This is a genomic window from Halodesulfurarchaeum sp. HSR-GB (assembly GCF_031432215.1).
Taxonomy (GTDB): domain Archaea; phylum Halobacteriota; class Halobacteria; order Halobacteriales; family Halobacteriaceae; genus Halodesulfurarchaeum.
Genome location: NZ_JAVKGN010000001.1, coordinates 1,340,950 through 1,353,179 on the forward strand (window position 1 = coordinate 1,340,950; position 12,230 = coordinate 1,353,179).

Sequence of the window (12,230 nt, forward strand, 5' to 3'; positions counted from 1 at the left end):
AGGCGACGGCCTCGATGCCTGTTGGGGGCCCGTCAGTCTTAAGAAGGGAGGGGGCCAAACCCGCTCGATAGATGCCGACGGTGGAAATCAACGTCCCCGACCACATCGAGATGCAGATCGCTCAGCTCGTCGACCAGGGGGAGTTCCTGAGCCAGGAAGAGGCGATCGAACAGCTACTGTCCGCGGGCATCAAGGCCTACAAGACATCCGGCCCGATCGAAGAGGAGGAGGGCGGGTTCGAGGACGAGGGAATGATGGGCCACGAGGACGAGTACGTCTTCTAAGGGCGTGTGGCCGCCTGGGGCCCCGAGAGACTTTTAACCCGCAACCCCCTCACCTTCGAGTAATTATGCACAAAGACGAACTGCTGGAGCTTCACGAGGAGATGGTCCACATCAAGGACCGATTTGCCGGCTTCGAGGAGATCAACGCCGAGCACTTCGAGCCCTACGAGGAACTCGACGTGGACCCCTCACACGTCCACAAGTCCAAAAGCGAGCACAAACACGCCGTCTTCGTTCTCGGCAACGCCCTGGCGTCGGCGATGAGCGAGGACGAGTTCAGCTCGGCGGGCCGGCTCTCCAAGCGCATGGCGGAGCTCGCCGAGGACGCCGAGGAAAAGCTGTAAACTGGCCAATAACTCTCTCCCGCAAACTGGCTCCCTGTCGCTATTTCCTATCGGTACCCTCACTGACGGCTCGGGAAAGTCTTTTTACCGGCATGCTCCCTTCGGTTGGGTATGCACTCACGCACGGTCGATCAGGTTCGATCCTGGGACTCTCGACCGTTTGCCGGCGGGCTGGGGGGCCTCTCCGAACTTTCAGAGCGCGATCACACCGGCGCGGTGGTCGCCGGGGACACCTGGCTTTTCATGCTGAACGGTCGGGTCATCGGCGTCTTCGAGGGCTCGCTTTCGGACTTCGAGGAATCGGGGACGGTGTATGGGGCACCGCACGACTCCCTGCCGCTGTTGTTCGCGATGCAGGAGCGAGGTGGGCAGCCACGGGCGCGGTACTTCACCGAGGACACGCCCCTGGCGGAGGCAGACCGCACCCTTTCGGAGGCCAACTTCACCGGCTACGTCGAACTCTCGGAGAACGTCCTCAGCGGGGATTATTACCTCGTCTACTACGGCGGGACCCGACGGGCCGCTGCCTTCATCGGGGAGAGCGGTCGCCTGGAGACGGGCGAGAAGGCCTACGAACTCGCCGCGGACGAAGTGGGACTGTACGAGGTCATGGACGTCTCCATGACGATCACGGAGATCCCGGAGCCGGCGGCCACCGCGGCCGGGACGGCGACGGACACCGCGACCGCCACGGCTGCGGATTCCTCGGAAGCGACTGACGCTGCCGTGTCGGCCCCAGACACCGAGTCGAACGAGTCACCGGCAGCGGAGGACCAGGGCAGCGAGGAGGATTCCACGCCGTCGGAGTCACCAGCGGAGGCAGAATCGAGCACTTCTGCGTCCGCCAGCACCGCTGACGGAAGTAATTCCACGACCCAGGAGGCGAGTTCGGCGGACGCCGAATCGCCGGCCGACCCTGAACCGGAGGCCGAATCGCCGGCCGACCCAGAACGGGAAGCCGGCCCGTCACCGAGTACTGGAACCGCGAACGCAGCCGCGGCCGAAGGGCAGGAAGCTCCCGAGACGGGAAAGGCGTCGACCGAGGCCGAGTCGGACCCGCGCTCGGAATCCGCCGTCGAAGCCGACGCGGACTCGGACCTCGACCGGATGTTCCGCGCAGAGGCGGAGTGGCGGCGGACCCGTGCCATTCCCGCGCTCGATCCGGACGAAACCGAACCGGTCGATTCCGATGCGGAACCGAACACGAGCAGCGCCGCCACGTCACAGCCAGCCGATTCGGCGGGGCGCCAGTCGAGCCAACCGACCGGACAACCGGAATCGGTGTCCAGCACTTCCTCGACTCCCACGGCAAACCGGGCAGCCACCGGTTCGAATGCTGGTCGCAGGAAGAAGCTCGAAGCGGCCCTGGCAAAGCGAGACGAGCGAATCGAGCGCCTCGAAGAGCAGCTCCAGTCGGCCGAATCCCAGCGGGAATCCCTCGAATCTGAACTCGAAGCGGCCCGGTCCGAGCGGGCCCGCCTGGAGGAGGAACTGGCCGATGTTCGGAGCGAACGCGACGACCTGCAGGCCCGTGTCGAAGAACTGGAGGCCGGTGGCGGGCCATCGGGAGCTGGGGGACCGGACGCCATCGACCCGGCGACAGCCCTGGCCGGCACGAACCTCTTTGTCAGGTACGAGTCCAAGGGCAAACCGACCCTGGAGGCGATCGCCGAGGCCGACCCGGACGCGATCAACGCGAACCTGCAACTCGAACACCACACGCAGTTCGAGAGCGAGTCAGCCAAGGTCGACGGGCAGCCCTACCGGTCCTATCTGGAGGGGACCGGTGCGTTCCGATTCGTCTCCTGGTTGCTCCGGGAGTTCCCGTACGAACTGCTCGAACTGGAGGCCGACTCGGCGATGGGTGAACTCTTCGAGGCGATCCCGCAGATCGATCGGGTCGAGTTCGACGGGTCGGTGACCGTCGATCCGGAGTCTGGTGCCCAGGAGGAGTTTGCCATCGTCATGCGGGACCGGATGGGCAATCCGCTCGCCGTCGCGGCGTACAACGAGGGGCGAAATCCCGTCCAGGGTGAGGAACTCGAGACGCTTCTGGACGGGGCCCGTGCGGTCGCGGGAGCCGTCGACTCGCTTGCGGGTGCCTTCTACGTCACTGCCAGTTTCTTCGAACCGCAGGCACTCGAAAGCGCAGAATCAGCCGCCTCCTCGGGCGGGCTCTTCAGCCGGAAAGAGAAAGCGAGTTACGTCAACCCGGACGGGGGCAGTGGCTTCCACCTCGGACTGATCGAGGACCGGAGCGAAGCGTTCCACGTGACCGTGCCCAAACTCTAATTACTCGGCTGCTTCGGGGACCGAATCGATCTTCATCGCTTCGAGTTTCTCCATGATCTCCTCGATCTCACCGTCGAGATCCTCGACGAAGTCCGCGGTGTCCTCCGTCGTGATGGCGCCCTGACTCGACGGCTCGATGAGGTTCTCCTCCTCGAGTACCCGCAGCGAGTATCGCACCTTGTGGTGGGGATAGCCGGTTTCGTTCGACATCTTCACGATCCCGATGGGTTCGCTCTCGATGACCATCTTCAGAACCTGCAGATGGCGCTCTAGCATATCGACCTCTTTGGCCAGGCGATCTATCATGCCATTTGTTAACTTGTCGTAGGTGGATTTAAACCTTGCCGTCCGGAGCAACCAGTATTTCCACGTTAGCGGCCCGCACGCTTAACGCTTCGGGTGGTAACATGTGACGGATTTTTCACTTGCCCGGGAGGCAGTGTGCTGCCAATTTGTCAGGTCTGTCCCCGGGCTCGGGTGCCCGAACGTTCCGTAATAAGTTTACCCCGGGGGTCGAAATTCCTGGGTATGACTGTGACGATCGTCGGGGCGCAGCTGGGCGACGAAGGGAAGGGCCGTGTCGTCGACCTGCTGGGCGAACGAGCCGACGTCGTGGTACGATATCAGGGCGGGGACAACGCGGGCCACACCGTGGTCGACGGGGACGAGGAGTACAAACTCTCCCTGGTGCCAAGTGGAGCGGTCCGGGGCAAGATCGGCGTGCTCGGCAACGGCGTCGTGATCAACCCGCGAACGTTCTTCGACGAGGTCGATCAGCTCCGCGAACAGGGGCTGGATCCCGACGTTCGGCTGGCAAAACGCGCCCACGTGATCATGCCCTACCACCGGGCCATCGACGGCATCGAGGAGTCCGCAAAATCCGACTCGGATCTGGCGGCTGGAACGACTGGTCGCGGCATCGGGCCCACCTACGAGGACAAGGCGGGTCGCCGTGGCATTCGTGTCGGTGACCTGCTCGATCCCGCGGTGCTCCGGGACCGCCTGGAGTACGTCGTTCCGCAGAAACGCGCGCTCTACGAGGAGGTTTACGGTGGCGAAGCCGACGAAGCGTTCGATGTCGCGGCCCTTTACGAGGAGTACAAGTCATTCGGCGACCGGATTCGGTCGGAGGGCCTGGCCGTGAACGCCGGCGAGTTCCTCGACGAGCGCATCCAGGCGGGCGATCAGGTCATGCTCGAAGGGGCCCAGGGCACCTCCCTCGACATCGATCACGGGATTTACCCCTACGTCACCTCCTCGAACCCGACCGCCGGCTACGCGGCGACCGGCTCCGGGCTCGGCGTGACCACCGTCGGACAGGGGGACGTGATCGGTGTGGTCAAGGCCTATCTCTCCCGGGTCGGGACTGGTCCGCTCCCCACTGAACTGGATGGCGATCTGGCCGAATACATCCGTGATGAGGGTGGCGAGTACGGCACCGTGACCGGTCGCCCGCGTCGGGTCGGCTACCTCGACATGCCAATGTTGCGCACGGCGACCCGGGCGAACGGCTTCACGGGCCTCGCGATCAACCACCTCGACGTGCTGGCCGGCCTCGAGGAGGTCAAAGTCGGTCACGCCTACGAGCACGAGGGCGAGACCCGGTATACGATGCCCGCGACGACCGAGCGGTGGGGCGAGTGCGATCCGGTCTATCGGACGTTCGATGGGTGGCCAGATGTCGACTGGAACGCGGTCGCGGCCGAGGGATACGAGGCGCTGCCGACCGCCGCCCAGGAGTACGTTTCCTATATCGAATCGGAACTCGGGGTGCCGACGGTGACACTGGGCCTCGGCCCGGCGCGGGAGACCGCCATCGTCCGCGAGAATCCCTTCGCCTGAGTCGCCGGTACCCGGCAGCCTTTTTTCGACCCCCCTCGATTATCGAGTCGGTGAACGGGTCGTGAACGAAGAACTCATGGACATCGTCTGTTGCCCGGTGGACAAGGCCGAACTTGAACTTTCAGTCGAAACGCGAGACGACGGGGAGATCGTGGCGGGATCGCTTACCTGCACGGAGTGTGGGACCGTCTACCCGATCGAAGACGGAATCCCGAACCTCCTCCCGCCGGACATGCGGGAGACGTCCGCCTGAACCTTTTTGACCAGGGTGGCCGTAGGTGGAGACGTGCGGGAGCTCACCGTCTACCTCAACCGCGACGGGATGAATACCGTCGAGACCGACGAGCGGACGGTCCGAGCCACCCAGTCGATGGCGCTGCTCCTGGAGAACCACGGAAAACCAACCCACATCCACTTTCACCCGGACGACGATCTGGCCGCGCTCGGGTCCATGACGGAGCATCACGTCTTCGTCCCGAAAGGTGAGTGGCGACGCGTCGAGTTGCAGTTCATGGAGACCGCCGCGGGGACCGGCCGGCTCGAAATCACTGCCGGCTACGGACAGGAGAAAACGACCGTCGACATCGAGGTCACCCCGGCCGAACCAACTGACTCGACCGAATCGAGTTCCGAATCGGCCGTCCAGACCGAAGGCGAGGCCGACACCGAGCCGTCACCGGACGGCTCGCTTCTGGCCGGACTCGATACCGAACGCCTCGAAAACCCCGTCGTGCTGGGTGCGGCCGGGGCGTTCCTCCTCGTCGTGATTCTGCTCGCCGTTGTCAACCCCCTCGCGGCCATCGCCTCGATCGTTGCGGCCGCGATCGTGGCCGTTGGCGTCGGGGGCTATCTCGCTGAGTGGGACCCATTCGAGTCAGAGGAACCTTGACTTCGGCGCGTTTTTGTCCGCTCCGATCGACCCGGCTGGTATGGGATCGATCGCCGCCGAGACCCGTCGTGCCGTCGACCGGACGCCGTACCTTCGGCGGGCCCTGCGAGCGGGGGTCCTGAACTACACGGCCGCGGCCCGCGAACTCGACGTGTCTGCGGAGACCGAAGCTGTCGCTTCCGCGCTCCGGCGGTACGCTGCGGAACTTCCGGCTCTCGAACCCGACACCTCGCGGGTCTCGGTCCGGATGGAACGGGACACCGACGAGCGCGTGAGCGTCTCCGGACAGTCCTCGGCGGCCGAGTCGCCCACGGCGATCAGATTGCGGGGCGACATCGATCCAGGACGGTTCGGGAACGCGCTCTGGGCCCTTTCGGTTTCGGACGTGCCCGTCTTAGGTGCTGGAACGGTCGGTGAGACCGCGGTCGTGTTGGTTCCTCGGGGCGACGGGCCGACGGCCCTTCGGCTGGTCGAGGACGCTTTGGACAGGGACTGACCGTATGAGATAAACCGCTCGGGCGAGCAAGTCACACGCAATGCCGCTTTCCGTGACGAACACGCTCACCGGCGAGCGCGAACCGTTCGAGCCGCAGGACCCCGACTCCGTATTGCTCTACTACTGTGGGCTGACGGTCTCGGACGACGCGCACCTGGGCCATGCACGCTCCTGGGTGCAAGTCGACGTGATGCACCGATGGCTCGAACACCTGGGCTACTCGGTTCGACACGTCGAGAACTTCACCGACGTGAACGAGAAGATCGTCGCCCGGGTCGGGAGCGACGAGTTGGGCACAGACGAGCAGTCGGTCGCGATGCACTACATCTCCTCGGTCATCGAGGACATGCGGGGGTTGAACCTCAAACGCGCCTCGGTCTATCCTCGCGTGTCCGAACACGTTCCCGAGATCATCGACCTCATCGAGCGACTCATCGAACGGGACCACGCGTACGTCTCGAACGGCTCGGTGTACTTCGACGTCTCCTCGTTCCCCGAGTACGGCAAGCTCTCCGGTCAGAACCTCGAGGCGATGGAGTCCCAGGGACCCGAAGCCGAACGCGCCGAGAAGAAGGCCCCCCAGGACTTCGCACTCTGGAAGGCCGGGCCCGTCGATCCCGAGACCGTCGCCGAACACCGCGACGGTGATCCGGCGGCAGTCGAGGCCGAGGGCCAGACCTGGGACGCCCCCTGGGGCGAGGGCCGACCGGGCTGGCACATCGAGTGCTCGGCGATGAGTATGGCGCACCTGGACGAGTCGATCGACATCCACGTCGGCGGCCAGGATCTCGTCTTCCCACATCACGAGAACGAGATCGCCCAGAGCGAGGCGGCCACGGGTCACCAGTTCGCGAAGTACTGGCTCCACGTCAACCTTCTCGAGACCGAGGGCGAGAAGATGTCGACGAGCCTGGAGAACTTCTTTACCGTGAAGACCGCGCTGGACGAGCTCGGGACCAACGCCGTGCGGATGTTCCTGCTCTCCGCGCAGTACCGCCAGTCCCAGACCTACTCCGAAGGAACGATCGAGGAGGCCATCGAACGCTGGGACCGCCTCGAACGGGCCTACGACCGTGCGGTCGACGCCGCGGACTCCCCAGACGCGTACGCGACCGAAGTCGACGAAACCCTCAGAGCGACGATCTCGGACCAGCAGGCCGCCTTCCGGGCGGCCATGAACGACGACTTCAACACCCGGGGGGCGCTGGCGGCCCTGTTCGAAATCGTGGGCGCCGTGAACGAACACGTGACCGACCGGGACCGGTACGACTACGAGGGGCTGCACGAGGCCATCGAGGCCTTCGAGACGCTCGGCGGCGAGGTATTTGGGTTCGTCTTCGCCGGCACGAGTCGGGATGGCGAGGTCGAACTCGCCGCGGAACTGATCGAGGAACTCCTCTCGGTTCGGGAATCCCGGCGCGAGGCGGGGGACTACGAGTCCGCCGATCGGATCCGGGACCGCCTTTCGGAACTGGGTGTCGAGGTTCAGGACACCGACCAGGGGCCGGAGTTCCGACTCTAGCCCACCGCGAGCGGCACGAAGAGCACGCCCATCAGGTGGACTCGTCGGCTGTCGAAGTAGATCGGCAGGTGACCGATCAGGGCGCTCACCCCGAGGACGAACACGCCGAGCGGGCCGGTGAAGACCCAGGTGAGGACGGCGATGAGCAGGCCGACGCCTATCGAGAGCCGTTTGCTGTCGGCGTTGCCGACCAGGTCCAGATATCGGTCGCCCAGGACGGGGACCAGTACCAACCCTGCCGCCGCGGCAATCAGGATCGCGACGAGCAGGAGGGGGAGGTTCGGCGGCAGTGAGGCCCGCTCGAACGCCACGAGCACGCCCGTTCGGGGTGCGCCCAGTGCGAGTAACGCGAACAGCGCGAACACCGTGTTCGCCGTGTTCACGCCGCTGATCGCCACGATGAAGCCCCGGTCGGTTGCCTCGCCTGGAAGACCGATGAACGCGAGGACGGCGGCGACGGCCGCGGAGACACCTGGCACGTACGCAACCACAGCTCCCGAGACGGCCCCGACGAGGCTCCACTGGCCGAGTTGGCGGCGGTCGGTCGCGAGTGTCGTCCCCGACTGCGGCGGCAATCCCCCGCCTCGGGCGGCCAGAACCAGAACCGGGATGCCGAAGAGCCCGGCGAGCAGGGGAAGCAGCATATCGCCACCCGGGAGCAGACTTTCGGGCTCCAGATCGAGGGTGAGCAAGCCCAGGCCCCCGCTGGCCAGGATCGCGAGTACGCCGCCCACTCGCGCCCGTTTCGACCGTTCGGTGAGCACCATCAGGGCCGCGACCACGAGGAGAACGATCCGGAGATGCTCGATCAAAAGCGGTGCGACCCGGCTCATCAGCCAGGTCACCGGGAGCCCGAGGACGACCGCAGTCAGGATAGCGCCGCCGCTACCCAGGGCCGAGAGCCGGAGCGCTTCCCGCCCCCGGCCACCGAGTACGAGCCGGTGGCCGGGGAGCGCCGAGACGGCCATCGCGGCGTCCGGGACGCCGATCGCGAGTGTCGGGACGATGTCGAGAAAGGAGTGGACCACACCCGCGGCCAGGAGTGCGGCCCCGACCAGATGGGGAGCGGCCGGGATCTGTGGGGCGAGCGCGGCGAGTAAGATCGCCAGCGTGTTGACGTGGAGTCCGGGGACCAGCCCGCTTGCCGTGCCGAGCCCCACCCCGCCGGTGATAAACCCCAGCGCGAGGATGGCTCCAGTCGGGTTCGAGACCATCCTGATCCCCAGCACCTCCATGGGCCGGCATGGTCCGGGCTTCGGGGATAAAGGGTCGGACAGAAAGCTGTCGCTGACGGAAGTCCTAAGGTGGGCCTCCCCCTTCGGAGTCACGTGTGATAATCGGCATCGATACGGGTGGGACCAACGTCGACGGTGTCGTCCTCAATGAGGATGGTGTGTGTGGCACCGCGAAGGTCCCGAATACCGAAACCAGGGCGAGCATCGAGGCGGTCATCGAGGCCCTCCGGGAGTCCTGTGACCGCTTCGAGATCAGCCGCGTGGTCGTCGCGACGACCCTCGTGGTCAACGCGGCCGTCCAGGATCGGCTCCCGTCCTGTACGAGTGTCCTGATACCCGGGCCAGGCCTGGCCCCCGATCGGAGCTTCTTCGGAACGGAGAATCACGTCGCCGAGGGGGCCGTCGACCATCGCGGACGGGTGACCGAACCGCTCGGCTACGACCAACAGCCGTCCCACGACGTCCGCGCCGTGACAGCGAAGTTCTCCGACCGGAACCCCGACCTCGAACGCGAACTCGCGGCGGCGTTCCCCGACGATCTGGAGGCCCTCGCGCTGGGTAACGAGTCCGGAGCGGGACTGACCTTCCCGGAACGGGCGGCGACCACAGTCGCGAACGCTCGGGCCAAACCCGTCTTCTCGGCGTACGAACGCGCCGTCGAGCAGGCGATCGCGGCGGCCGGGATCGACGCGCCGGTCTACTATCTCAAGGGCGACGGCGCGATGCTCGGGAGCGACGCGATGGTGACGACCCCGGCGCATACGATCCGAAGCGGCTCGGCCGCGAGCGCGCTCGGCCTCGTCGCGCTCACCGACATGGACGCCGGGATCGCGGTCGACATCGGCGGGACGACGACCGACGTGAGCCGGATCGTCGAGGGATTCCCGGACACCGAACCGGACGTCGCCGAAGGCGATCTGGAGACTGCGTACGCGGGAATCACCGCGACCAGTCTTCCGATCGGGGGCGATACGCTGATCCAGTCCACGACAGACGGATTCGAACTCGCCGACGAGCGTATCGGGGACGCGGTGGCGCTCGGCGGGAGCCAACCCACGCTCACAGACGCCCTCCACGTCCTGGGGATCTTCGAGGTTGGCGACGTCGAAGCTGCGCGCGCGGCCCTGGCTGCCCTCGGGCCGGCCCCCCAAACAATTGCCGAGGCGGTGCTCGGGGAGTTCGAAACCCGGGTCGGCGAGGCCATCGACGAACTTCGGCGGGACGATCCGACCCGAATCGCGGTCGGCGGAACCCTCGCACCGATTCTCGGCCCGCGGCTGAGCGATTCCCTGGAGACGGTCCAGGCGGCCGAGGTCCCGGGGTATGCCGACGTGGCCGGGGCCGTCGGCTGTGGCGTCGCCCGGGTGAGTGTCGACACCGCCCTCCACATCGACAGCCACCGTGGCATCAAGACGGTCACGGCGGTCGGCTCCGAACGGGTCGACTCGGTCGAGACGGGCCGGCAGTTCTCCGACCAGGAGGTCCGGGAACTCGCGGCGACGGCGGCCCAGGAGGCCGCGCTGGCTGCGGGCGGGGAGCCAAACAAGCCGGTCGAGATTCAGGCGACAGACGGCTTCAGCGTGGTCGAACGGGGCACTGTCGTGGGCCAGATCATCAACGCCCGGGCGCGTGTGGCTCCGGGTATCGAGCGCTGGTTCGTAGGTGAGCAGCCATGACGATGGGACTGATCTATCACGACGCGTATCTCAAACACGAACACACCCCCACCCATCCCGAGCGCCGCGAACGGCTCCAGTACACGATGGACCAGCTCCGGGAGGAGGGGGTCCTGGACGACGAGGACGTATGCCAACTGGATCCCATCGAGGTCACCGACGAGCAGATCGCCCGGGTTCACACCCAGCGATACGTCGACCGATTGCGGTCCATGTCCGCGACCGGGACCGGCCGACTCAGTGCAGACACCCACGTGTCGGAGCACACCTGGGAGACGGCCAAACTCTCGGCCGGTGGCGTGATCCGGGGCCTGGAAGCCGTCGAGTCGGGCGAGGTAGCCTCCGCGTTCGTGATGGCCCGTCCCGGTGGGCACCACGCCTTTGCCGACGACGGCCACGGTTTCTGTTATCTCAACAACACGGCCGTGGGCATCCGTCACTTGCAGGCCACGACTGACGTCGACCGGGTCCTGATCTGGGACTGGGACGCCCATCACGGGGACGGGACCGAATCGATCTTCTACGAGGATCCATCGGTGCTGGTCATGTCGACCCACCAGGACGGCCGGACGCTGTTCCCCGGGACCGGCGACGTCGAGGACGTGGGTGAGGGACCTGGCGAGGGCTACAACGTCAACGTTCCCCTGCCCCCAAAGACGACCGACGAGGCCTACATGCAGGTCGTCACGGAGATCTTCCGACCGATCGCCGAACAGTACGATCCTGATCTCGTCTTCGTCGAGGCCGGCCAGGACAATCACTTCACCGACCCGATCACGGACCTGGGTGTGACCGCCCAGGGGTACGCCGCGCTCATGGACGCGGCGGTGGACGCAGCCGACACCCTCGCTGGCGGCGACATCGTCGCCTCGCTCGCGGGTGGCTATGGGATCGAGGGTGGGCTTCCCTACACCAACCTCGCCGTGATTGCCACACTCCTGGACTACGAGACGGCCTACATCCGGGAACCGGCGATCTACGAACCCCCGACAGAGAATCCGGACGTCTCGGGAATCATCCAGCGGGTGAGAGAGGTCCATGAGGAGTACTGGGATCTCCCCTCGGAGTAAGTACCAAACTGTTTTGGGCCAATACTTTAGTTACAGGTTTCGCAAGACTAAACTGCCGGTCGTCGACCGGCGGCCAGGTGAATCCCCCTCGTCTGGCTAGTCACCCTCTCCCCTCACCGGAAAGCGGAATTCACCCGCTTTCTTGGTGACTTTCGAGATGTGCGACGTGTCGATTCGTCAATTCCAGGAGCCGTTCGGTCCAGGCTTCGAGGTCGAAATCGGCGTCGTCGGTGCGTGCAGCCGCGACCTTCGAGAGCGCCTGGTACAGATCGACGCCGAGTGCGTCGGCCTGGAACGCTCGATCGAAGTGTTCGGCAGTTGGTGTCTCGTCGAGATCCGCCTCCTCGATACCGAGTTTGGCGCCGACGTGTCCGGCCCAGAACGCGAGCAACCCGTCGGCCGCCGTCGAGGTGGCTCCCGATTCGAGGACGTCCTGTACCGTGTCCGTCAGTGTGAGCACGGCGTCGACCGTGTCGTCGGCGAGGTCGTCGTGTGACTTGGCGGCGATGGCCCGGCCGAGGTCTCGAGTCGCCGGCCGGTCGATCTGGGGCTCGTCCATGGCCCTGTTTGGTCGGGGGCA

13 protein-coding genes are annotated in these 12,230 nt (G+C 65.7%); 10 read left to right on the forward strand and 3 right to left on the reverse strand.

Annotated elements, in window-relative coordinates; genetic code table 11:
- Positions 1-71: 71 nt before the first annotated feature.
- From RH831_RS07060 to RH831_RS07070, 3 genes are all read left to right on the forward strand, one after another.
- Entirely contained in the window at positions 72-284 is a 213-nt protein-coding gene (locus tag RH831_RS07060) for a cell surface protein (protein WP_070365153.1), read from the forward strand.
- 65 nt (positions 285-349) lie between these two features.
- Positions 350-628, forward strand: a complete 279-nt coding sequence (locus tag RH831_RS07065) for a UPF0058 family protein (RefSeq protein WP_070365152.1) — start codon at positions 350-352, stop codon at positions 626-628.
- A gap of 111 nt (positions 629-739) precedes the next feature.
- Positions 740-2,920, forward strand: coding sequence for a hypothetical protein (locus RH831_RS07070; RefSeq protein WP_310553516.1), 2,181 nt, complete (start codon positions 740-742; stop codon positions 2,918-2,920).
- Here the strand turns inward: RH831_RS07070 and RH831_RS07075 are convergent, their stop codons facing one another.
- Positions 2,921-3,226, reverse strand: coding sequence for a hypothetical protein (locus tag RH831_RS07075; RefSeq protein WP_070365150.1), 306 nt, complete (start codon positions 3,224-3,226; stop codon positions 2,921-2,923).
- A 222-nt stretch (positions 3,227-3,448) separates the two neighbouring features.
- Here RH831_RS07075 and RH831_RS07080 point away from each other — a divergent pair, with 222 nt between their 5' ends.
- The 5 genes from RH831_RS07080 to cysS all read left to right on the forward strand — a co-directional run bounded on the left by RH831_RS07080 (position 3,449) and on the right by cysS (position 7,669).
- Positions 3,449-4,762, forward strand: coding sequence for an adenylosuccinate synthase (locus RH831_RS07080; RefSeq protein ID WP_310553517.1), 1,314 nt, complete (start codon positions 3,449-3,451; stop codon positions 4,760-4,762).
- A gap of 61 nt (positions 4,763-4,823) precedes the next feature.
- Positions 4,824-5,015 carry a methytransferase partner Trm112 gene (locus RH831_RS07085; protein ID WP_310553518.1) on the forward strand — a complete coding sequence of 64 codons (192 nt, stop codon included), beginning with the start codon at positions 4,824-4,826 and terminating at the stop codon, positions 5,013-5,015.
- A 33-nt stretch (positions 5,016-5,048) separates the two neighbouring features.
- Positions 5,049-5,651, forward strand: coding sequence for a hypothetical protein (locus RH831_RS07090; protein WP_310553519.1), 603 nt, complete (start codon positions 5,049-5,051; stop codon positions 5,649-5,651).
- 40 nt (positions 5,652-5,691) lie between these two features.
- Positions 5,692-6,147, forward strand: coding sequence for a hypothetical protein (locus RH831_RS07095; protein WP_310553520.1), 456 nt, complete (start codon positions 5,692-5,694; stop codon positions 6,145-6,147).
- Between the two features lie 40 nt (positions 6,148-6,187).
- Positions 6,188-7,669, forward strand: a complete 1,482-nt coding sequence (gene cysS / locus RH831_RS07100; protein WP_310553521.1) for a cysteine--tRNA ligase — start codon at positions 6,188-6,190, stop codon at positions 7,667-7,669.
- On the opposite strand, the gene RH831_RS07105 is transcribed toward cysS, so the two are convergent.
- A complete protein-coding gene (locus tag RH831_RS07105; protein ID WP_310553522.1) occupies positions 7,666-8,904 on the reverse strand; it encodes a tripartite tricarboxylate transporter permease in 1,239 nt (412 codons plus the stop codon). The genes cysS and RH831_RS07105 overlap by 4 nt on opposite strands.
- A 95-nt stretch (positions 8,905-8,999) precedes the next feature.
- On the opposite strand from RH831_RS07105, the gene RH831_RS07110 reads away from it, so the two are divergent.
- Together RH831_RS07110 and RH831_RS07115 are read left to right on the forward strand one after the other, a co-directional pair.
- Entirely contained in the window at positions 9,000-10,580 is a 1,581-nt protein-coding gene (locus tag RH831_RS07110) for a hydantoinase/oxoprolinase family protein (RefSeq protein ID WP_310553523.1), read from the forward strand.
- Positions 10,577-11,650 carry a histone deacetylase gene (locus RH831_RS07115; RefSeq protein ID WP_310553524.1) on the forward strand — a complete coding sequence of 358 codons (1,074 nt, stop codon included), beginning with the start codon at positions 10,577-10,579 and terminating at the stop codon, positions 11,648-11,650. Before RH831_RS07110 ends, RH831_RS07115 begins: the two co-directional genes overlap by 4 nt.
- 130 nt (positions 11,651-11,780) lie before the next feature.
- Here the strand turns inward: RH831_RS07115 and RH831_RS07120 are convergent, their stop codons facing one another.
- Positions 11,781-12,209: a hypothetical protein gene (locus RH831_RS07120; RefSeq protein WP_310553525.1), complete on the reverse strand. Its 429-nt coding sequence runs from the start codon at positions 12,207-12,209 to the stop codon at positions 11,781-11,783.
- Between the last annotated feature and the right edge of the window lie 21 nt (positions 12,210-12,230).

Bases quoted from the DNA above. Each gene is read 5' to 3' on its own strand.
- RH831_RS07060 (WP_070365153.1), top strand. From the start codon at position 72: ATGCCGACGGTGGAAATCAACGTCCCCGACCACATCGAGATGCAGATC.
- RH831_RS07065 (WP_070365152.1), top strand. From the start codon at position 350: ATGCACAAAGACGAACTGCTGGAGCTTCACGAGGAGATGGTCCACATC.
- RH831_RS07070 (WP_310553516.1), top strand. From the start codon at position 740: ATGCACTCACGCACGGTCGATCAGGTTCGATCCTGGGACTCTCGACCG.
- RH831_RS07075 (WP_070365150.1), bottom strand. From the start codon at position 3,226: ATGATAGATCGCCTGGCCAAAGAGGTCGATATGCTAGAGCGCCATCTG.
- RH831_RS07080 (WP_310553517.1), top strand. From the start codon at position 3,449: ATGACTGTGACGATCGTCGGGGCGCAGCTGGGCGACGAAGGGAAGGGC.
- RH831_RS07095 (WP_310553520.1), top strand. From the start codon at position 5,692: ATGGGATCGATCGCCGCCGAGACCCGTCGTGCCGTCGACCGGACGCCG.
- cysS (WP_310553521.1), top strand. From the start codon at position 6,188: ATGCCGCTTTCCGTGACGAACACGCTCACCGGCGAGCGCGAACCGTTC.
- RH831_RS07105 (WP_310553522.1), bottom strand. From the start codon at position 8,904: ATGGAGGTGCTGGGGATCAGGATGGTCTCGAACCCGACTGGAGCCATC.
- RH831_RS07115 (WP_310553524.1), top strand. From the start codon at position 10,577: ATGACGATGGGACTGATCTATCACGACGCGTATCTCAAACACGAACAC.
- RH831_RS07120 (WP_310553525.1), bottom strand. From the start codon at position 12,209: ATGGACGAGCCCCAGATCGACCGGCCGGCGACTCGAGACCTCGGCCGG.